Source organism: Streptomyces sp. TRD_SC_5, assembly GCF_056836825.1.
Window position 1 is genome coordinate 2,752,908 of sequence record NZ_JBWZZS010000001.1, and the last position, 20,446, is coordinate 2,773,353.

Below are 20,446 nucleotides of genomic sequence, written 5' to 3' on the forward strand. Positions count from 1 at the left end.
GTTCGTTGTCACGGCCTCAACCCCGAAGAATCCACGTTCTCCGTACAACCATCACCAGGGTCCGAGCGTCTGGCGGCGCACCGTACGGTAGGCAGCCATCGGCGTACGCTCCGGCCGCCACCTCCAGCGACACCCCCGGGTCCTGCTCTGCGGCAGCGCCATGTCGTTCATGGGCGGTCTGTTGTCCGGAACGTCGCCGTTGTACGGCCGGGCCGCACTCGATCTGGTCGTGCACTCGCTCGGCTACCGCCAGGCGGCCGATTTCTGGGGCATCCAGGACCGGCGCCTGGCCGTCCTCACGCACGCGATCGTGGGCGGAACCCCTGCCTACCGCCGCGAGTTCGTTGACGACGACGTTCCGTCCGGGCCGGACGACTTCGCCCACTGGGTATGCCGGACCGTGCTCAATCCGGCCCGCCCCATCCACGCCGAGGCCTCCTTCCTGCTGGCGGCCGAACCCGATCTGCGTGACCGCTCGCTGTACCACTCGGTACTCGCGGCCGTCGCGGCCGGCAACACCACCAACGGCGGCATCGCGAGCGCGGTCGGCCGCAAGGCCACGGACATCTCGCTCCCGCTCACCGTGCTGAAGCGGTGCGGGCTCCTCACAGCCGAACCGGACGCGTTCCGCAAGAACCGCACCATGTACCGCGTCGCCGAGCCGCTGATCGCCTTCCACCACGCGGTCGTACGCCCCGAATCCGCCCTGCTCGCACGTAGGCGCGACACGGCCGGGGTCTGGGAGCGCAGCCAGGCCACCTTCCTGAGCCAGGTCGTCGGTCCGCACTTCGAGCGTCTGTGCCGCGAGTGGGTCGAATGGCACGCCGACCCCGAAACGTTCGGCGGCATGCCGATCGACGTCGCCGCCGGGACCGTCCCCGACCCGGCGGCCCACGTGAGCCACGAAGTCGACGTTGTCGTGCACGGCGCGGTGGGGCAGGACCGGGACATCCTGCTCTCCGTCGGCGAGGCGAAGTGGCACAAGGTGATGGACGTACGCCATCTCGAACGCCTGCGCCACATGCTGCACTTGCTCGCGGCCCGGGGCGTGGACACGACCCGCGCCAAACCGGCCTGCTACAGCGGCGTGGGTTTCGCTCCGGAACTTCGGGCGGCGGGTGAGCGTGGCGAGGTGGTGCTGGTGGATCTGGAACGGCTGTACGACGGCCAGTAGAGGGTCACCAATGGGTCACCCACCCATGTGGGACTTGATGTGCCCGATCACCTCGTTGAACTCCTCGGTCGGCGAGAAGTCGATGTACTCGCAGTCCTCGAGGGCCTCCGGCACGTGGCCGGGCGCCCAGTAGAAAGCCTGCCCCGCCTCGTAGATCTCTTCGCCGCCCTTGGTGCGCATCTTCAGCCGGCCCTTGAAGAGGTATCCCCAATGAGGGCACTGACACAGGTCATCGGGCAGGCCCTTGGCCAGCGGCCCCATGTCCGTGCCCTTGGGAAACCGCGCGAAAGCGACGGTCATGTCGCCCCCGACCTCCTGCATACGCAGCTCTACTCCGCCGCCTTCGATCGCGACAGGAGCGTCATTCCGGGTCGTTGCCTGCATGACTCCTCCACGGCGGGACCGTAGCGGGCTCGCAATCTCCGCCTCCTCCCAGTCTGTCCCCGACCGCACGACCGTGCGACACGGAGAAGAGCGCCGCACACCCAGTCACAGGCTCGTCTCCCCCGCGACCTCCCCCTCGTAGCGCCCCCGCAACTCCTGCGACGACGCCGGAGCGCCGCCGGTGCAGGCGTGCAAGCCGGGGTCGCAAAGTACGCGGCCATCTACCCACTCGACACGGAGCCCGCACTTCCGGGTGTCCAAAGCCGTCTCCTCCTCGCCCGCAACGAGGCCGGGGGTGCGACCGTTATGTCCGGTGTGAAACTGCCGTGGAAGAAGTCCGTACAGGTGCCGGTCGGTCAGGCGCCCACCGTCTACATCACCCTGGACCAGAGGGGCGGGCCGCGCCACCTGCACCGGTGCGCTGCCCGAGGGCGACGGGAGTATCGGCTGATGCACGTCGCCGTCTCCCGCACCGCCGTGCTGCTCGCCGCGACCTCCCTTGTCGCCGGCTCACTCGGCCTCGTCGGTCCCGCCGCGTCCGCGGCCCCGTCGGCCACCGCCCCCGCGAAGTCCGGCACCCTGCGCACCCTCGCCGTCCCGGCCGGCAGCGACCCGGCGGTCCGCGCGCTCGCGGCGCGCACCACCCACCCGTTCAGCCTCCTCGGCCTCACCTGGGACGACCCGTACGCCCAGCTCGGCGGTACGGCCGAGGTCCGCACCCGGGACAGCCGCACCGGCAACTGGTCCGGCTGGCGCGCACTGGACACGGATGTACGTACGCCGGAGAGCGGGCCCGAGCACGCCAAGCCCGGCCTGCGCGCCGGGACTCAGCCCCTGTGGGCGGGTCCCTCGGACGGCGTACAACTGCGGGTGGCCGCAAAGCAGGCAAAGCCGGGAAGGCAGGGAAGGCACAGCCTGCCGGACGGGCTGCGGGTGGAACTGGTCGACCCCGAGGGCGCCGCCACGGCGACCACCACCGCTACCGCCCCCACCGCCTCGGCATCCGCCACCGCCACCGCCGCCCCGCAGCCGCCCGTCACCTCACGGGCCGGCTGGGGCGCCGACGAGTCGATCGTCGGCGGCGCACCGACGCTCACGACCGACACCAAGGCCCTCTTCGTCCACCACACGGCGGGGACGAACAACTACACCTGCGCCGAGTCCGCCGCGCTCATCCGGGGCATCTTCACCTACCACGTGAAGAGCCAGGGCTGGAACGACATCGGCTACCACTTCCTCGTCGACAAGTGCGGCACCGTCTTCGAGGGCCGCGCGGGCGGCATCGACAAGCCCGTCCAGGGCGCGCACACCTACGGCTTCAACACCGACACCAGCAGCATCTCGGTCCTCGGCGACTACAACACCGCCACCACCGCACCCGCCGTCCGCGAGTCCGTCGCCAAGGTCGCCGCCTGGAAGCTCGGACTGTACGGGCACAACCCCACCAGCACCGTGACGCTGACCGCCGGCGCGGACAACGGCAAGTACACGACGGGCCAGAAGGTCGTCATGGACCGGATCTCCGGTCACCGCGACGGCTACCCGACCGAGTGCCCCGGCAGCAACCTCTACGCCGACCTCCCCGCCATCCGCACGGCCGCCTCCGCCGCCGGCACACCTGCCGCGCACGGCGACTTCAACCGCGAAGGACACGCCGACCTCGCCGTCGGCCTCCCCCGCGCGAGCGCCGGGCCCCTGAGCGGAGCGGGCCAGGTGACCGTCGTCCCCGGCGGGCGCAGCGGTGCCCAGACGGCGTACAAGGTCGTGGTCGACCAGGAGACGACCGGTGTGCCCGGCGGCTCGGAGACCGGTGACGCGTTCGGCGGGGCCACGGCGTACGGGGACGTGGACCGCGACGGTTTCGCGGATCTCGTCGTCGCCGCGCCGGGCGAGGAGATCACGGCCGGGGCCACCGACGAAGGCGCACTGACCGTGCTGCGCGGCACCGCGAACGGGTTCGCCTCCCAGCCGTCGATGATCGGCGTCGCGGCCGGCTCGCGGCAGAGCGGCGACCGCTTCGGCGAGGCGCTCGCCACCGGCGACTTCGACCACGACGGCGGCGACGACATCCTCGCCGTCGCGCCCGGCAGCGGCCGGGCCTGGGCCGTCGACGGCGCCGAACGCACCTTCTCCGCCGCCCTGGCTCTCGCTTCCGGCCCCGTCCAGGACGCCGACGTCACCACAGGCGACTTCGACCACGACGGTTACGACGACGCCGCCCTCACCTTCCGTACGCCCGAAGGCGCGACGCCCCTGGTCGTGGTTTCCGGTTCCGCGACCGGCCTGCGCACCGACGCGCCCGCCGTCCTGCACGGCGCCGGCGGCCGGTCGCTGGCCTCCGGCGACCTCAACGGTGACGGGTACGCCGACCTGGCCGTCGGCCGCCCCGGCGCACCGAACGGCGGCCAGATCGCCACCTTCCACGGCTCCGCCACCGGTCTCACCAGCACCGGGGCCGCCGTCCTCGACCAGGCCACCGAAGGCGTTCCCGGTGAGCCGGCCGACGGCGACGCACTCGGCACCTCGGTCGAGGCCGCCGACACCGACGCGGACGGGTACGCCGACGTACTGGCCGGCATCCCCGGCAAGGACGTCACCGCGGCGGCCACCGACGCGGGCGCGGTACTGCGCGTACCCGGCTCCGCGGGCGGGCTGAACGCGGCAGGCTCGGCGGCGTACGACGTGGACCAGCCCGGCATGCCGGGCGCCGCCGAGGCGGGCGACCGCCTGGGATCGACGGTGGCCCTCGCCGACCTCACCGGCGACGGCTACACCGACCTCGGCGTCGGAGCCGACGGCGAGAACACCGGCGACGGCACCGTGCTCGCGCTCGCCGCCGGCGCGGCCGGGCTCGCACCGGCCAGCGGCCTGTACGCCGGCCCGGTGACGCTCGGCGCGTCCGCGGGCTCCCGCGTCGGCGAGGTACTGGCCCCGTAACGGAGCCGGCAGGAGGACGGGCGGAGAGGGGCGGGCGCGGCTCGGCGCGCGGAAATGCGGACATCAGCGGCGAGTCATCGACACCGGCCGCGACGCCGCAGTGATCTGCGCCACAACCCCGCCGACTGGCGTGACGTTTACACGTCAAGGCTCGCTGGGTAAAGCAGGTGACCTCTGCGAGAGGTGCGCCGCAAGTGAACTCTCATGAGGGGTAAGGGATTTGAGCCCGCGCAAGTCGCATGCCTACAGACCGCTGAGCATGAAACGCCGAGCATGGCTGACCGTCGGCGCGGTCGTACTCGGCGGTGCGGGGGCGATAACCGTCGCCATCGCCAATCCCGACACGGGCCCGGCGCAGGACGGATTGAAGCCGCGCAAGGCGGAAGTGCACTCCCTCACCTTCAAGGGCGCCGGAAGTGAGAAGCGCGACCTGCCGCGCACCGGCACGGAGCCGTTCTCACTGGTCGGTGTCACCTGGGCCAACCCGGACGCGGAGATCGACGGCGAGGCGGAGGTGCGTACGCGCAACCGTGAGACCGGCGAGTGGGGCAAGTGGCTGGAGGTGCATCTCGACCAGCACCTCGCCGAGAAGCGCGACGCCAAGGCAAATCTGCCCGGCATGTCCGAGCCGTTGTGGGTCGGGCCCTCCGACGCCGTCGAGGCGCGCATCCTGCGCGCCGACGGCACCGCGACCGCCGGTCTGCCCAAGGGGCTCGAACTGACCCTGGTCGACCCGGGCGTGACGCCCAAGGAGGCCAAGGCGCCCGGCGCGGACGCACAGAGCGCGGCGTACGCCGTCGAGGAGACACTGCCCCCGGCACCGACGGACGCGGCGACCGACACGCCGACCGGCGCGGCCACGGAGACCGGCCCCGCCTCCCCGGAGCCGTCGGACGCCGCGACGGAGACCGGGGCCGCGAGCCCCACGCCGTCCGACACCGCCACCGCGACGGACACACCGGTCCCCACGGGCACGCCGACGGACACCGCCACCCCGTCTCCGACGCCGACCGTCCCGACCGCGCCGCCGTCCACCGTGACGCGGCCGCCGATGACACTGCGTGCGGGCTGGGGCCCGGACAAGTCGCTCGCCACGAACTACAGCGACCCCGAGTACATCGACAAGATCCAGGCCGTCTTCGTCCACCACACGGTCGACTCGAACAATTACAGCTGCGCCGAGTCCCCTGCCATGGTCCGGGCGATCTACGCGTACCACGTGACGCCGCGTCCCAGCGCCGCCTACGACGGCTGGAAGGACATCGGCTACAACTTCCTCGTCGACAAGTGCGGCCAGATCTTCGAGGGCCGTGAGGGCGGCGCCGACCTGCCCGTTCTCGGCGCGCACACGTACGGCTTCAACTCCTACTCCACCGGCATCGCGCTGCTCGGCAACTTCGAGACGGGCAAGCCCACCCAGGCCGCCCTCGACTCGGCCGCCCGCGTCGCCGCCTGGAAGCTCGGCCAGTACGGCGTCAGCCCGACCGGCACGGTCACGCTGGAAGCGGCCGCCGACACCGGTAAGTACAACAAGGGCCAGATGGCCACGCTCAACACCATCTCCGGTCACCGCGACGGCTTCGCCACCGCGTGCCCCGGCGCCAACCTGTACGCCAAGCTGCCGGTGATCGTGAAGTTCGCGTCCGGCGCGGGACGCAACTCCGCGATCCCGACGACCGACTTCAACCGCGACGGCATCACCGACCTCGCCATCGGTACGCCGAAGGTCGCGAGCGGCGACGGCACCATCACCGTGCTGCCCGGCGGCGCGGACGGCCCGGTCGCCGACGCCGAGTCCCGCCGCACCCTTAACCAGAACAGCCCCGGCGTCCCCGGCAGCTCCGAGGGCGACGACCGCTTCGGTTCCTCGTCGGCGTACGGCGATGTGAACGGAGACGGCTTCGCCGACCTGGTCGTCGGCGCGCCCGGCGAGAACGGCACGTCGACGCAGACCAACACCGGCTCCGTCACCGTCATGTACGGCCCCGGGCTCACCTCCGGCAAGTCGTACTGGACCAACTCGGCCACCCCCACCGCGGGCGAGGCCCTCGGCGCGACCGTCACCACCGGCGACTTCAACGCCGACGGCAAGTCGGACGTCTTCTCCGTCGCACCGGGCAAGCCGGGCCGCTGGTGGGCCTGGGATTCCAAGACCGGGGCCGCGAAGAACGGTTACCTCAACACGGCGGCGTACACCGGGTCCGTCGCCTACGCCTCCGCCGCGAGCGGCGACTTCAACCGCGACGGCTACGCCGACGTGGCGGTCTCCTACCGCGACCCGGCGGGCGCGGGACGCCTGCTGTGGCTGAAGGGCTCGTCGTCGGGTCTCCAGCGGGTCGGCATCCTGTCCACGCGCGGCGGCCGTTCGCTCGCCTCCGGCGACATCAACGGCGACGGCTACACCGACCTCGCCGTCGGCAAGCCGTCCGCCACCGAGTCGGGTCACACCGCCAAGGGCGGTGCGGTCAGCGCCGTGTTCGGTTCGTCGACCGGCCTCACCTCCACCGGCGTCAAGACCGTCCACCAGGACACGACGAGCGTCCCGGGCGGCGGCGAGAGCGGTGACGACCTCGGTGCGTCGGTCTCCATCGGCGACGTCAACCTCGACGGGTACGGCGACATCCTCGCCGGTCTGCCGGGCGAGGACCTGACCCGCAGCGGCGTCTCGTACGCCAACGCCGGCCAGACCCTCCTGGTGCTCGGTACGTCCACCGGTCCGACCGGCACGGGCTCCGTCGCCTACTCCCAGGACACCTCGGGTGTCCCGGGCGCGGCCGAGGCCAACGACCGCTTCGGCTCGGCGGTCTCGCTGACCGACCTGTCCGGGTACACCCGGGCGGACGTGGCGATCGGCGCTGACGGCGAGGACGCCGGCAACGGCGCCGTCCTGCAGCTGGACAACAGCAGCACCTCGGGCATCGTCACCGGCTCCGGCGTCTACTACGGCCGCACGGCGCTCGGCGCCCCGGCGGGCGTCAACATCGGCAAGGTCCTCAACCCGTAACACCCGCCCTGCCGCACGCACCCGCACACGACCGGGGCCCCTCCGACCAGGAGGGGCCCCGGTCTTTTGTCCGTCGTCCGCCGTCCGCCTGCTGACGGAGCACGCCGGCAAGGGCGGGAGCCGGTCAGATGCTGCTGCGGGCCCGGCGCGATGCTGCGGCCCGCAGGACCCGCTTGCCCTCGTTGGAGAGCTGGAGGGCGTGGTTCAGGCCGCCGCCCGAGTCTTCGGAGAGCATGTCGAGGAGCTGGCACTGGCGGCGCAGTTCGCCGGCCGTGAGCGGGCTGATGCCGTCCGTGTCGCCGTTCCGGTAGGCCTTCACCCGCGCCGCGTGGTCACCCGGCGCCGCCCCGTCCAGCCGCAGATGGACTTCGAGCACCGCGGCCGAGCAGTGCTCGGCCCATTCGCGCAGCGCGGGCCCGTCGTAGGCGGCGGGAACGGCGGCGGCCATGCGGATGGCGAAGCCGGCCAGTTCGCCGGGCGCCGCACCCGCGACGCGCTCCACCACGGCGGCGACCCTGCGCAGCCGGCCGAGCCACGCGTCGCCGCCCTCCACCGCGACCCACAGCGGCCTGAGCGCCTCGTCCGTGTCGAGACCGATGCGCTCGGCGCCTTCGACGTACTCCAGCAGGGGCAGGCAGCGGTCCAGGCAGGCCACCGCGCTCGCCGCCAGGGTCCGTTCGTCGGCGCGGCCGATCAGTTCCACCAGGGTCACGGTGCCTCCCTCGGCACTGCAGGGCCCGCTCGGTGCGGACCTTCTCCTTCCGACTGCGTACCGCGCCGTGATTACGTCACAGTGCGCTCAGCCCTGCTCACAGCCCGAGCCGGTCCAGGAAGCGCGCGAACAGCTCTTCGGCTACCGGATCCGCCTCTTCGCGCAGTACGTCGAGCAGCGCGCCCGGGGCCACGGTCCGCCCGGTCGCGGCCGCCCACTCCACCGCTTCCGCGGCGGCCTTCTCGGGGGACAGGAACAGGTCCTCCAGGACCAGCCCGTCGGCGCTCAGGTAGCCCGCCATCGCCTCGCGCCCCAGACAGCCGAACCAGGACCCGGCCGCCGTCGCGGAGGTGGCGGCCTCCACGACCACACAGGCGCTGTCCATGACGAACGCGAACAGCGCCGGCGTCCCCGTCTCCCCGCACACGCCCCGGGCGAGCGCGCCCATGTCGCCGACCTGCGGCTCACTGGGCCGCGCCCACACCTGCCATCCGTCGCCCCGTGTCTCGTGGAGCGTCAGCCCTTCCCGTACGTCCGCGAGAGCGGCCAGCTCCGCGAGCGGCCGCGCGCTGCGCCCCACCACGAAGTAACCCCAGAAACCCATGCCCCGCTCCCCCCACGGCCCCCGACAGTTCTGTCACATTCTGCCCACGCCAGGGCGTCCTGTGGCCGGGTCGGCGGAATCGGCGGGTTCGGCGGGTCCGGTCGTGGCCTTCTGGTGCTGCATGCGCGTCAGGGCGCGCACGAAGAGGATCGCGAGCACGGCGGCCGCGATGTCGAGCAGGTCGGCGACGATCAGCCGGTCGAGGGCGTCGCGGATGTCGGCCGGCCTCTCGGCCCGGTCGTAGCGGTCGACGGCGTACCTGCCGTACAGCAGCGACGCGACCCACGCCGTCCACCACAGGTCGAGGACGAGCTTCGGCTCCCTCTTCGCGGTCTCCAGCCCGTACGGATCACGCCTGCTGGCCGCCCAGACGTCGACGGCGACTCCGCGCGGCATCCACAGGTTGGCGAACGGTATGAACCAGGTGCCGATCGCCCAGCCCGGCCCTCTGCGCTGGAGGTCCGGCGCGAAGACGTCGGCGTTGCGCCGCACCCGGAAGAACCAGACGAGGAAGACGACGGCCGTCACCGCGACCACCGGGGCGTACAGCTGGGCCGACCAGAGGAGCAGGGTGTCGCTCTGCTCCAGTTCACCGGCGGGGATGGCGAAGAAGCCCTCGGACGCCAGGTCGCCCCACTGGCTCCGGGCACGGAAGGAGGCGAACAGCGCGAAGCAGTCGACCGCGACGACGGCGCCCAGCAGCGCCGTCACGGCGTGCGAGAGTCCGACCGGCGAGCGGAGCACCGCCACGGGCCCGGACAGCGACACCGCGGGCGCACGCGGAGGCGGCGCGGCGTTGGCGGCGGCGATCACGCAGCCGCTGCACAGCCCTTCACCGGTTGTGGCCTTCTCCGTACCGCAGTTGGTGCACAGCATGGCTGGGCAGCCCCCCAAGAGCTCCGGGACGCCCCTCCCCAGAGGCGTGATGAACATGCCGGCGCCGGTCGGCGGCTGCGTGCGGAACATACGCTGCCGCCGACCGGGCCGTCCATCATGAATCCGCAGCTCAGCCCGTGCGCTCGGCCAGCGCCTTGAAGCCCTCCCAGTCCAGGGCGGGCTTGCCCGAGTCCCAGGTCTTCTGGGCGAGGGCGCGCATCGGGAGGTGGATGCCGCGCGCGACCTGCTCCTGCGTCTGCGCGTTCGAGAGGTCGGCCCAGACGGCCAGGCGGCCGCCCAGGATCTGGTCCGCATAGCGCGCGGGCACCGGGGTGGTGCCGCGCAGGACCAGCGGGGTCCAGGACTCGTAGATGCGGCGGCCCGTCGGGTACGTGAAGGTGTTGGGCTCGCCCAGTACGTAGTAGAGGTACTCGTCGTTGGCGTTGACCACCTTGCGGCCCTCGCGCAGATACTCCTCGGGCTCCCGGGCGCCGATCTCCTTGCCGGTCCAGTACTCGACCTCGCGGTCCTGGTCGGCCTTGACGACGCCGCCGGCGTGCAGGCCGTCGTTCCAGGCCTTGAGCCGCTTGTCGTGCGGGCGCAGGGTCGCGGCGCGGTCGTTGAGCCAGCCGGTGGCCAGGTCCTGGATCTTCGCGTTCGGACCGTACTTGCGGACGGCCTCACGGGCGAGCCCCGGGTACGAGGCCTCCGGGTTCCGCTTCATCAGCGCCTGGTACTCGTCACCGCCGAGGTGCATGTACCCGCCGGGGAAGACGTCGGCGTACTCCTTCAGCAGGTCGTCCACGATCCGCGCCGACTTGGGATTGGCGATGTCCACCGCGCCGGGCGCCGGCACCCCCCGCACGTCGCGCAGCTGGAGCTCGGGGTGCTCGCGGATCACCGCGCCGAGGTGGCCCGGCGAGTCGATCTCCGGGATCACCGTGATGTGGCGGCTCTCGGCCAGCTTCACGATCCGCCGGACCTCGGCCTTGGTGAGGTGCTGCTCGGAAACGACCTCGGGGTGGCTGTCCGACTCGATGCGGAAGCCCTGGTCGTCGGAGAAGTGCAGGCCGAGCTGGTTGAGCTTGAGGTCGCCCATCTCGCGGACGGTGTCCTCGATCCAGTCGGCGCTGAAGTGCTTGCGCGCGGTGTCGATCATGACTCCGCGCTGCGGCTTGGCAGGCTTGTCGCGTACGACGCCCTCGGACAGGCGGCCGTCGGCGGCCAGGGCCTGCTTGACGGTGCGGGTCCCGTAGAAGACGCCGGCCTCGTCGGCGCCCGTGACGCGCACCCGTCCGTCACGCACGGTGAGGGTGTACGACTCGGGCGCACCGCCGGGCTTCAGCGCCAGCTCGATGTCGCCCGCGCGGCCGGACCCGGCAGCCGAGAAGCCGCGCTCGAGTTCCTGGGCCAGGAGCTTGCCCTCGTCACCGAGTGCCCGGCTGTTGTCCGGCGCCACGACGACGCGGGTGGAGCTCTGGGGCTTCCACCCGGGGCCCTTGGCCGCGTCGTACTCCGCGACCGAGGGGACGGCGCTGGGCGCCTTGGTCGGTCCTGCCTTCGGGGACGGAGCCGCCGGCTTCGACGGTGCCGCTGAGGCTGCTGGTGCTGGTGCTGCCTGCTTCGACGGTGCTGCCGGTGTGGCCGACGACGCCGAGGGCGCGGAGGGCGCCGACTGCGCGACGGTGGCGATGAGCGGGACGGTCAGGGAGACGGCGGCCACGGCCAGCGGCACCCGGAATTGCGACATCATTGGACGAACGATGCCCAATCAGCCCCCCAATCGTCCACCAATCGGCCAGTATGTGTGGCCAACCTCTCCCGTTCGGGTGAGATTCGCGCATCCGTCGGACAGCCCTCACGAAGCGTCGATAGCGTGGCGTCTCAGCCACCCCACCCTTCTCGCCGGTCCCATTCCGAGGAGCTCACGCTGTCCAGCGAATCGCCGGGACGAATGGCCATACCCGCGCAGAGCCGCGGACCGGTCACCGCCGACTCCGCCGCCGTCGAAGCCGGTCTCGCCCGGTTCAACGCCGCGCCCGCCGACGCCGCCGAGGCCGCCCTGCTCGCCTGCTGCGCCAGCCCGCACTGGGCCCGGCGCATCGCGGGCCACCGCCCGTACCCCGACCTCGACGCGCTGCTCGCCGCGGCCGACGAGGCGGCGTACGACCTCTCCCACCAGGAAATCGCCGACGCGCTGAGCGGCGAATCCTCCGCGGGCCTGGGAGAGAGCGCCCCCGCCGTCGCGCACACCGCACTGCGCGCGGCCCATGCGGCGTACGAGAGCAGCTTCGGCCACGCCTTCGTGATCTGCCTGGACGGCTTCCGGCCCGAGGAGCGCCTCGACCAGGTGCTGGCGGGCATCCGGTCACGACTGGGCAACGAACGGGACGAGGAGCGCGCGGTCGCCGCCGACGAGCTGCGCAGGCTGGCGAGGGGACGGCTCGCCCGTATCGTTTGTGATCCGCAGAAAGCGAACGTTCTTACGACAAATGCTGGTCTTGCAGGTCACACCGGCCGCGCGGACCGGCCCGATAGCCCGTCCGTGGCTGTTTGATTGCCTCTTTGATCACACCAGTGGACCCCGCGCGAACGAACCGACAACTCGTCGCTACGATGGCCGGGGCCGGTGGACCGTACCCGGCCGGGCCAGACCGACACTGAAGCCGGCATGGCCCCTATCCCCGCTCCCGGAGGGTTTTTCCGTGCCGGCTGGAACGCTGTATCGCGGCCGGGAAGGTATGTGGTCCTGGGTGGCTCATCGAGTCACCGGCGTCCTCATTTTCTTCTTCCTGTTCGTACACGTCCTCGACACCGCTCTCGTCCGCGTCTCTCCCGAGGCGTATGACGATGTCGTGGCCACCTACAAGACCCCTCTCGTAGCGCTGCTCGAGTACGGCCTTGTCGCCGCCATCCTTTTCCACGCGCTGAACGGCCTCAGGGTCATCGCCGTGGACTTCTGGTCCAAGGGCACGCGCTACCAGAAGCAGATGCTCTGGACTGTGATGGGCATCTGGATCGTGCTGATGGCAGGCGCGCTCTACCCCGTGCTCGGCCACGCCGTACGCGAAGTCTTCGGGAGCTGACGCAGAGATGTCTGAGACCACTACTTCCGCAGTCGGTCCCGTCGAGGGCGAGAGCCTCTACGACGTGGACAACCCGGCTCCCCTCATCGAGGCCCCCCGCGCTCGTACCAAGAAGACGCCCAAGACGACCCGTGGCAACTTCGAGCTGTACGGCTGGCTGTTCATGCGGCTGTCCGGCATCGTGCTGGTCGTCCTGGTCCTCGGCCACCTGCTGATCCAGCTGGTGCTGGACGGCGGCGTGTCCAAGATCGGCTTCGCCTTCGTGGCCGGCCGCTGGGCCTCGCCGTTCTGGCAGACCTGGGACCTGCTCATGCTGTGGCTGGCGATGCTGCACGGCGCCAACGGCCTGCGTACCGTCATCAACGACTACGCGGAGCGGCCCAACACCCGCTTCTGGCTGAAGAACCTGCTGTACACCGCCACGGTGTTCACCGTCCTTCTGGGCACGCTGGTGATCTTCACCTTCGACCCGAACATCCGCTAGGCGCGGGGCTGAGGCAACCACCATGAAGATTCACAAGTACGACACCGTCATCGTCGGCGCCGGTGGCGCGGGCATGCGCGCGGCCATCGAGTCGACCAAGCGCAGCCGCACCGCCGTGCTGACGAAGCTCTACCCCACCCGGTCCCACACGGGCGCCGCGCAGGGCGGCATGGCCGCCGCGCTGGCGAACGTGGAGGAGGACAACTGGGAGTGGCACACCTTCGACACGATCAAGGGCGGCGACTACCTGGTCGACCAGGACGCCGCCGAGATCCTGGCGAAGGAGGCCATCGACTCCGTTCTCGACCTGGAGAAGATGGGCCTGCCGTTCAACCGCACGCCGGACGGCACCATCGACCAGCGCCGCTTCGGCGGTCACAGCCGTAACCACGGCGAGGCCCCGGTCCGCCGGTCCTGCTACGCGTCGGACCGCACCGGCCACATGATCCTCCAGACGCTGTACCAGAACTGCGTCAAGGAGGGTGTGGAGTTCTTCAACGAGTTCTACGTCCTCGACCTGCTGATGCAGGAGGTCGACGGGGTCCGCAAGTCAGCGGGCGTCGTCGCCTACGAGCTGGCGACCGGCGAGATCCACGTCTTCCAGGCGAAGGCCGTCATCTTCGCCTCCGGCGGCACCGGCAAGTTCTTCAAGGTGACGTCGAACGCGCACACCCTGACCGGTGACGGCCAGGCCGCGGCGTACCGCCGTGGGCTGCCGCTGGAGGACATGGAGTTCTTCCAGTTCCACCCGACGGGCATCTGGCGCATGGGCATCCTGCTGACGGAGGGCGCCCGTGGTGAGGGCGGCATCCTCCGCAACAAGGACGGCGAGCGCTTCATGGAGAAGTACGCGCCGGTCATGAAGGACCTCGCGTCCCGTGACGTCGTCTCGCGCTCCATCTACACCGAGATCCGCGAAGGCCGTGGCTGCGGTCCCGAGGGCGATCACGTCTTCCTCGACCTCACGCACCTGCCGCCGGAGCAGCTCGACGCGAAGCTCCCGGACATCACGGAGTTCGCGCGTACGTACCTGGGCATCGAGCCGTACACGGACCCGATCCCGATCCAGCCGACCGCGCACTACGCCATGGGCGGCATCCCGACGAACGTCAGGGGTGAGGTCCTCGCGGACAACACCACGGTCGTTCCGGGTCTGTACGCCGCCGGTGAGGTCGCCTGCGTCTCGGTGCACGGCGCGAACCGTCTGGGCACCAACTCGCTGCTCGACATCAACGTCTTCGGCAAGCGCGCCGGCATCGCCGCCGCCGAGTACTCGGCCGGGAACGACTACGTCGACCTCCCCGAGGACCCGGCGTCGCTCGTCGTCGCGCAGGTCGAGCGCCTGCGCAGCAACACCGGCACCGAGCGGGTCCACGACATCCGCCGGGAGCTGCAGGAGACGATGGACGCCAACGTGATGGTGTTCCGTACCGAGCAGACGATCAAGACGGCGGTCGAGAAGATCGGCGAGCTGCGCGAGCGGTACCTCAACGTCTCGATCCAGGACAAGGGCAAGCGGTTCAACACCGACCTGCTGGAGGCCGTCGAGCTGGGCAACCTGCTCGACCTGGCCGAGGTCATGGCCGTGTCCGCCCTGGCGCGCAAGGAGTCCCGCGGCGGTCACTACCGCGAGGACTTCCCGAACCGCGACGACGTCAACTTCATGCGCCACACCATGGCGTACCGCGAGGTCGGCGACGACGGCCGCGAGTCGATCCGTCTCGACTACAAGCCGGTCGTCCAGACCCGCTACCAGCCGATGGAGCGTAAGTACTGATGGCTACCCCGACTCTGGACAAGGTCGACGACGCGAAGCCCGCGGCCGTCCCCTCGCCGTACATCACGGTCACGTTCCGGATCCGCCGCTTCAACCCGGAGATCTCCGCCGAGGCCGAGTGGCAGGACTTCCCGATCGAGATCGACCCGAAGGAGCGCGTGCTCGACGGTCTCCACAAGATCAAGTGGGAGACCGACGGCACGCTGACCTTCCGTCGCTCGTGCGCACACGGCATCTGCGGCTCCGACGCGATGCGGATCAACGGCAAGAACAGGCTCGCCTGCAAGACGCTGATCAAGGACATCAACCCGGAGAAGCCGATCACGATCGAGGCCATAAAGGGCCTCACGGTCCTGAAGGACCTCGTGGTCGACATGGACCCGTTCTTCCAGGCGTACCGCGATGTCATGCCCTTCCTCATCACGAAGGGCAACGAGCCGACGCGTGAGCGTCTGCAGTCCGCCGAGGACCGCGAGCGCTTCGACGACACCACCAAGTGCATCCTGTGCGCCGCGTGCACGTCCTCGTGCCCGGTGTTCTGGAACGACGGCCAGTACTTCGGCCCCGCGGCGATCGTCAACGCGCACCGCTTCATCTTCGACTCGCGCGACGAGGGCGGCGAGCAGCGGCTGGAGATCCTGAACGACAAGGACGGCGTGTGGCGTTGCCGTACGACGTTCAACTGCACGGACGCCTGCCCGCGCGGTATCGAGGTCACGAAGGCCATCCAGGAAGTGAAGCGCGCGCTGATCACGCGTCGCTTCTGACCCTGGTCGCTTCTGATCCGTACGTGCACGACGGCCCCGTCTCCCGGTTCTTCCGGGCGGCGGGGCCGTTCTGTGTCAGGATCGGGGCGAATGGGCAGCAGGCCGAGGGGAGCACGGAACCATGAGTGATCCGAATCCGTACGCGGCGGACGGTGACCCGAACGGTGCCTACCAGTGGGGTCCGGTCCCGGGCTACGGCTACCCCAACTCCGCCCCGGGCTACGGCTACCCGCAGCATCCGGTCCCGTACGCCGGACCGCCGCCGGGTTTCGCGGGCGCGCCGCTCATGTCGGTCGGTGACATCACCGTCATGCCCGACTCGATCGTCACCCCGTCCGGCACGATGCCGCTCAAGGGCGCGGTGTGGACGGTCACCGACATGTCCCGGACGGAGGAGAGGATGCCGACGGCCGCGGTCGTACTGGCTGTCGTCTTCTTCGTCTTCTGCCTGCTCGGGCTCCTCTTCCTCCTCATGAAGGAGAAGGTGACGACCGGCTACATCCAGATCACGGTGACCAGCGGCGGCCGCCACCACTCCACGGTGGTCCCGGCCCTCGGCCCGCACACCTTCCACATGGTCATGGGGCAGATCAACTACGCCCGCTCGCTGAGCGCCTGAGGCTCGCACTGGTTCCTCAGTCCTGGGCGGGGATGTCCAGGGCGGTCCCGTACAGGCGGGAGACCCGGATCAGGATCACCACGCGCCGGTCGGGCAGCGGCCGGTACGCCGAACTGCTGGCGGCGCAACAGCTGGGAGAGCTCCTGGTCGGTGAGCACCCGGGGGGCCGGGCCGTCGTTCTTGGTGGTGCCGGTGGGGGTCTCGGTGGCGGTGTTCTCGCTCATGGGGATCAGCCCTTCGGCGGTCGGGGCGGGGGTGGGGTGAGAGGGCGGATCAGACGGCTGCGGCGTGGGCGGGAGCCGGTGTGTCGGCGGCCGGTTCCCGGGCGGCAGGCCGCTCGGGGCGGCGCAGCATCGTGAAGGCGACGGCGAAGGCGGTGACCAGGAGTCCCGCGCCCACCGCGAAGGCGAGCCGGTAGCCGCCGGTCAGTGCCTCGGCCGCGGTCCCGCCGTCCGCCGCGAGGCTCTCGGTGCGGGAGGCGGCCAGGGTGGACAGGACCGCGACGCCCAGTGCCATGCCTATCTGCTGGGTGGTGTTGAACAGGCCGGACGCGAGACCGGCGTCCTCCTCGCTCGCGCCGGACATACCGAGCGTGGTCAGCGCCGGCAGCGCGAGGCCGAAGCCCGCGGCGAGCAGCATGACCGGGAGGAGGTCGACGGCGTAATTGGCCTGGACGGGTACGCGGGTGAGGAGGCCGAGGACGCCGACGAGGAGCACGAGGCCCGCCAGCAGGACGTTGCGCTCACCGAAGCGGGCGTTGAGGCGTGCGGAGACGCCCAGGGAGACCGCACCGATGACGACGGCTGCCGGGAGCATCGCGAGGCCGGTCTCGGCGGCGCCGTAACCGAGCACTTTCTGGAGGTACAGGGCGACGAGGACCTGGAAGGAGAAGAGCGCGGCGACCATCAGGATCTGGACCAGGTTGGCGCCGGAGACGCTGCGCGAGCGGAAGATCCGCAGCGGCATCAGCGGGTTCTTCGCGGTGGCCTGGCGGACGAGGAACGCGGCGAGCAGTACGGCGGCGAGGGCGCCGAAGCCGAGGGTGCGCACCGAGGTCCAGCCGTACTCCTCGACCTTGACGACGGTGTAGATGCCGAGCATCAGGCCGGCGGTGACCAGGACGGCGCCGACGACGTCCGCGCCCGCCTTGAGGCCGAGGCCGCGGTCACCGGGCAGGACGGATACGGCGATCGCGAGGGCGGCGATGCCGATCGGCAGGTTGATGAAGAAGATCCAGTGCCAGTTGAGCGCGTCGGTGAGTACACCGCCGAGGACCTGGCCGAGGGACGCGCCCGCCGCTCCGGTGAAGCTGAAGACGGCGATGGCCTTGGCGCGCTCCCTGGGCTCGGTGAACAGCGTCACGAGGATGCCGAGGCTGACGGCGGAGGCCATCGCGCTGCCGATGCCCTGGAGGAAGCGGGCGGCGATCAGTACGGCGGGCGAGGTGGCCACGCCGGCCAGTAGCGAGGCGGCGGTGAAGACGGCGGTGCCGGCCAGGAACATGCGCTTGCGGCCGATCAGGTCGCCGAGCCGGCCGGCCAGCAGGAGCAGGCTGCCGAACGCGATGAGGTAGGCGTTGACGACCCAGCTGAGGCCGGCGGGGGTGAAGCCCAGGTCGTTCTGGATGGCCGGCATCGCCACGGTCACGATGGAGCCGTCGAGGATGATCATCAGCATCCCGGTGGCGATGACTCCGAGGGCGAGGCGGCGTGAGCGCGGGGCGGGAGAAGCGGGCGACGGCGCGGATTTTGATGCGGCAAACATGCGGTCTCTCCTGTCGGTTGGGGCGACAGGAAAGACCGTAGCAGATAGTTTCGTTGCATACTATTTTTTTCGGTCTCACTTTCGGGGCTGCCGCGCCCGGCGGGCGGTGCGCGGGGCCTCGACAGGAGTCGCCAGACCGTCGTCGACCAGGCGATTCAGGGCCCGCAGGAGCGCCTCCCGGTCCCCATCGGGGAGCGCGGCCAGGGCTTCGCGATGCACGCGGTCGACGATCTTCTGACTCTGCCCGGCGACGCGGGCACCCTCCTCGGTGACGGCGATGATCCGGGCCCGCCGGTCCGTACTGGAGGGGCGGCGCTCGGCCAGGCCCGCCTTCTCCAGGGCGTCCACCGTCACCACCATCGTGGTCTTGTCCATGTCACCGATCTCGGCGAGCTGGATCTGGGTGCGCTCCTCCTCCAGCGCGTGGACGAGCACACAGTGCATCCGGGCGGTCAGGCCGATCCCGGCGAGGGCGGCGGACATCTTGCTCCGCAGCACGTGACTGGTGTGGTCGAGGAGGAACGACAGGTCCGGTTCGGTGCGCGCGGGCGTCATGGCGGTCATACCAGCCAGCGTAGAGCAATTCGATCCGAGGCGGATTATCCACAAGAGACTCCAATGAGCCCGTCCATCGACTTGAACATGTTCAAAAAGAGGCCTAGATTCATTCCTGCCAGCCTTTTGAACACGTTCAAGAAGGGGTGGGGTATGGACCTCACTGTTGTCGCCTACGCCGTCTACCTGCTGATCAGCGTCGCCCTCACCATGTGGGTCGCGCGAACCCTGAGCCGTAACGGGCGCATCTTCATCGCGAGCGTCCTGCGCGGGGACGAGAAGCTCGCGGACGCGGTCAACCACCTGCTGGTGGTCGGCTTCTACCTCGTCAACCTCGGCTTCGTCGCCCTGTACCTCAAGGCCGCGGACGCAGTCGAAAACGCCCGCGGGCTCTTCGAGGCGCTCTCGGTGAAGCTCGGCGTCGTCCTGCTCGTCCTCGGCATCATGCACCTCGGCAACGTCTGGGTCCTGAACAAGATCCGGCGGCGTTCGATCATGGAGCGCGAGCAGCTCCCCCCGGTTCCGCCGCAGGGCTGGACCGCCGCTCCCACCGGAGTATGAGCGCGATGAGCCGCATTCCGGTCAGCAGGCTCACGGTCCTGTACGACGCCCAGTGCTCCCTCTGCGTCCACCTGCGGAGCTGGCTGCTGCGCCAGCGTCAGCTCGTACCGCTGGACCTGGTCCCGGCCGGCTCCGCCGAGGCGAGGCGCAGGTACCCGCGCCTCGACCACGACCGCACCATGCGGGAGATCACCGTCATCGGCGACAAGGGCCAGGTGTACGCCGGGCCCGCCGCCTTCGTGGTCTGTCTCTGGGCCCTGGCCGAGTACCGGCCCAAGGCCCACTGGCTCGCCACCCCGGCGGGCGCCCCCTTCGTACGGGTGACGATGCTCGCGGCGGCCAAGTACCGCGAGGCGGCGGCCGCCGGGGCTCCGGCGGGCTCGGCGCCGCCCTGCGGCGACCGGTGCTCCGTACCCGGTTAGGCTCGGGCACCGTGACAGAAGACAAGGCCCCCAAGAGCGAGCAGACCCGCACGCTCATCCTCGAAACCGCCCTCCAGCTCTTCCAGGACCGCGGTTACGACAAGACGACCATGCGGGCCATCGCCAAGGAGGCGGGGGTCTCCGTAGGGAACGCGTACTACTACTTCGGCTCCAAGGAACACCTCGTCCAGGGCTTCTACGACCGGATCGCCGCCGAACACCAGGCGGCGGTCCGTCCCGTACTGGACAAGGAGACCGATCTGGAGGCGCGGCTGGCCGGGGTGCTGAAGGCATGGCTGGACATCGCCGCGCCGTACCACGAGTTCGCCGCCCAGTTCTTCAAGAACGCGGCGGACCCCGAGAGCCCGCTGAGCCCCTTCTCCCCCGAGTCGGAGCACGCCCGCGAGGCGGCCATCGCCGTACACCGGGAGGTCCTCGCCGGTTCCAAGGCCAAGGTCGCCGAGGAACTGCGGGGCATCCTCCCCGAGTTGATGTGGCTCTCCCAGATGGGACTCGTCCTGTACTGGGTCTTCGACCGCTCCGAGGACCGGGAGCGCAGCCGCCACCTCGCCGAACGCGGCGCCCGGCTCACCGCCCGCGGGGTCGCGCTCGCCCGCTTCCGGGTGCTGCGTCCGCTCGTACGCGAAGTGCACGAGCTGTTCACGGACTTCCTGCCGGGAATGGCCCAGGCGGCGGCAGCGCGCAAGACGGGCTGAGCGC

20 protein-coding genes are annotated in these 20,446 nt (G+C 70.6%); 12 read left to right on the plus strand and 8 right to left on the minus strand.

What is annotated here, in order from left to right; translation table 11 throughout:
- Positions 1-169: 169 nt before the first annotated feature.
- Complete coding sequence (locus tag AC1P0E_RS12645; protein WP_482742280.1) at positions 170-1,174, plus strand: AAA family ATPase; 1,005 nt, start codon at positions 170-172, stop codon at positions 1,172-1,174.
- 15 nt (positions 1,175-1,189) lie between these two features.
- Here the strand turns inward: AC1P0E_RS12645 and AC1P0E_RS12650 are convergent, their stop codons facing one another.
- Positions 1,190-1,558, minus strand: a complete 369-nt coding sequence (locus tag AC1P0E_RS12650) for a cupin domain-containing protein (RefSeq protein WP_482742281.1) — start codon at positions 1,556-1,558, stop codon at positions 1,190-1,192.
- Between the two features lie 306 nt (positions 1,559-1,864).
- On the opposite strand from AC1P0E_RS12650, the gene AC1P0E_RS12655 reads away from it, so the two are divergent.
- Both AC1P0E_RS12655 and AC1P0E_RS12660 read left to right on the plus strand, forming a co-directional pair.
- The gene (locus AC1P0E_RS12655) at positions 1,865-4,495 is read left to right on the plus strand and encodes an N-acetylmuramoyl-L-alanine amidase (protein WP_482742282.1); all 2,631 of its coding nucleotides are present in this window, start codon (positions 1,865-1,867) and stop codon (positions 4,493-4,495) included.
- Positions 4,496-4,754: 259 nt separating this feature from the next.
- Positions 4,755-7,499: an FG-GAP-like repeat-containing protein gene (locus tag AC1P0E_RS12660; RefSeq protein WP_482742283.1), complete on the plus strand. Its 2,745-nt coding sequence runs from the start codon at positions 4,755-4,757 to the stop codon at positions 7,497-7,499.
- A 124-nt stretch (positions 7,500-7,623) separates the two neighbouring features.
- Here AC1P0E_RS12660 and AC1P0E_RS12665 read toward each other — a convergent pair whose 3' ends face one another.
- The 4 genes from AC1P0E_RS12665 to AC1P0E_RS12680 all read right to left on the minus strand — a co-directional run bounded on the left by AC1P0E_RS12665 (position 7,624) and on the right by AC1P0E_RS12680 (position 11,441).
- A complete protein-coding gene (locus AC1P0E_RS12665) occupies positions 7,624-8,211 on the minus strand; it encodes a hypothetical protein (protein ID WP_482742284.1) in 588 nt (195 codons plus the stop codon).
- A 97-nt stretch (positions 8,212-8,308) separates the two neighbouring features.
- Entirely contained in the window at positions 8,309-8,815 is a 507-nt protein-coding gene (locus tag AC1P0E_RS12670; protein ID WP_482742285.1) for a hypothetical protein, read from the minus strand.
- A gap of 33 nt (positions 8,816-8,848) precedes the next feature.
- On the minus strand, positions 8,849-9,691 hold the full coding sequence (locus AC1P0E_RS12675) for a DUF4328 domain-containing protein (RefSeq protein ID WP_482742286.1): 843 nt from the start codon (positions 9,689-9,691) through the stop codon (positions 8,849-8,851).
- A gap of 130 nt (positions 9,692-9,821) precedes the next feature.
- Positions 9,822-11,441, minus strand: a complete 1,620-nt coding sequence (locus tag AC1P0E_RS12680; protein ID WP_482745738.1) for a beta-N-acetylhexosaminidase — start codon at positions 11,439-11,441, stop codon at positions 9,822-9,824.
- 204 nt (positions 11,442-11,645) lie between these two features.
- Between AC1P0E_RS12680 and AC1P0E_RS12685 the strand changes: the two genes are divergently transcribed.
- The 6 genes from AC1P0E_RS12685 (at position 11,646) to AC1P0E_RS12710 (ending at position 16,424) form a co-directional block, all read left to right on the plus strand.
- Entirely contained in the window at positions 11,646-12,248 is a 603-nt protein-coding gene (locus AC1P0E_RS12685; protein ID WP_482742287.1) for a 2-oxo-4-hydroxy-4-carboxy-5-ureidoimidazoline decarboxylase, read from the plus strand.
- 148 nt (positions 12,249-12,396) lie between these two features.
- The gene (gene sdhC / locus AC1P0E_RS12690) at positions 12,397-12,777 is read left to right on the plus strand and encodes a succinate dehydrogenase, cytochrome b556 subunit (protein ID WP_078606921.1); all 381 of its coding nucleotides are present in this window, start codon (positions 12,397-12,399) and stop codon (positions 12,775-12,777) included.
- 7 nt (positions 12,778-12,784) lie between these two features.
- The gene (locus tag AC1P0E_RS12695) at positions 12,785-13,261 is read left to right on the plus strand and encodes a succinate dehydrogenase hydrophobic membrane anchor subunit (RefSeq protein WP_482742288.1); all 477 of its coding nucleotides are present in this window, start codon (positions 12,785-12,787) and stop codon (positions 13,259-13,261) included.
- 22 nt (positions 13,262-13,283) lie between these two features.
- On the plus strand, positions 13,284-15,038 hold the full coding sequence (gene sdhA / locus AC1P0E_RS12700; RefSeq protein ID WP_482742289.1) for a succinate dehydrogenase flavoprotein subunit: 1,755 nt from the start codon (positions 13,284-13,286) through the stop codon (positions 15,036-15,038).
- Positions 15,038-15,805 (plus strand): succinate dehydrogenase iron-sulfur subunit, encoded by a 768-nt coding sequence (locus AC1P0E_RS12705; protein WP_069927308.1) that lies wholly within the window; start codon positions 15,038-15,040, stop codon positions 15,803-15,805. The genes sdhA and AC1P0E_RS12705 overlap by 1 nt, the downstream gene beginning before the upstream one ends.
- Positions 15,806-15,926: 121 nt before the next feature.
- The gene (locus AC1P0E_RS12710; RefSeq protein ID WP_482742290.1) at positions 15,927-16,424 is read left to right on the plus strand and encodes a hypothetical protein; all 498 of its coding nucleotides are present in this window, start codon (positions 15,927-15,929) and stop codon (positions 16,422-16,424) included.
- Here AC1P0E_RS12710 and AC1P0E_RS12715 read toward each other — a convergent pair.
- From AC1P0E_RS12715 to AC1P0E_RS12725, 3 genes are all read right to left on the minus strand, one after another.
- The gene (locus AC1P0E_RS12715; RefSeq protein WP_482742291.1) at positions 16,400-16,648 is read right to left on the minus strand and encodes a hypothetical protein; all 249 of its coding nucleotides are present in this window, start codon (positions 16,646-16,648) and stop codon (positions 16,400-16,402) included. The two genes, AC1P0E_RS12710 and AC1P0E_RS12715, sit on opposite strands and share 25 nt — an antisense overlap.
- A gap of 49 nt (positions 16,649-16,697) precedes the next feature.
- Entirely contained in the window at positions 16,698-18,188 is a 1,491-nt protein-coding gene (locus tag AC1P0E_RS12720) for an MFS transporter (protein ID WP_482742292.1), read from the minus strand.
- Between the two features lie 75 nt (positions 18,189-18,263).
- Positions 18,264-18,752, minus strand: coding sequence for a MarR family winged helix-turn-helix transcriptional regulator (locus tag AC1P0E_RS12725; protein WP_482742293.1), 489 nt, complete (start codon positions 18,750-18,752; stop codon positions 18,264-18,266).
- A 144-nt stretch (positions 18,753-18,896) separates the two neighbouring features.
- On the opposite strand from AC1P0E_RS12725, the gene AC1P0E_RS12730 reads away from it, so the two are divergent.
- From AC1P0E_RS12730 to AC1P0E_RS12740, 3 genes are read left to right on the plus strand one after another with little or no spacing between them, the layout of a single operon-like run.
- Complete coding sequence (locus tag AC1P0E_RS12730) at positions 18,897-19,304, plus strand: hypothetical protein (RefSeq protein ID WP_482742294.1); 408 nt, start codon at positions 18,897-18,899, stop codon at positions 19,302-19,304.
- A complete protein-coding gene (locus AC1P0E_RS12735) occupies positions 19,301-19,726 on the plus strand; it encodes a thiol-disulfide oxidoreductase DCC family protein (protein WP_482742295.1) in 426 nt (141 codons plus the stop codon). Before AC1P0E_RS12730 ends, AC1P0E_RS12735 begins: the two co-directional genes overlap by 4 nt.
- A gap of 11 nt (positions 19,727-19,737) precedes the next feature.
- Positions 19,738-20,442: a TetR/AcrR family transcriptional regulator gene (locus AC1P0E_RS12740; RefSeq protein ID WP_482742296.1), complete on the plus strand. Its 705-nt coding sequence runs from the start codon at positions 19,738-19,740 to the stop codon at positions 20,440-20,442.
- The last annotated feature ends 4 nt before the right edge of the window (positions 20,443-20,446 follow it).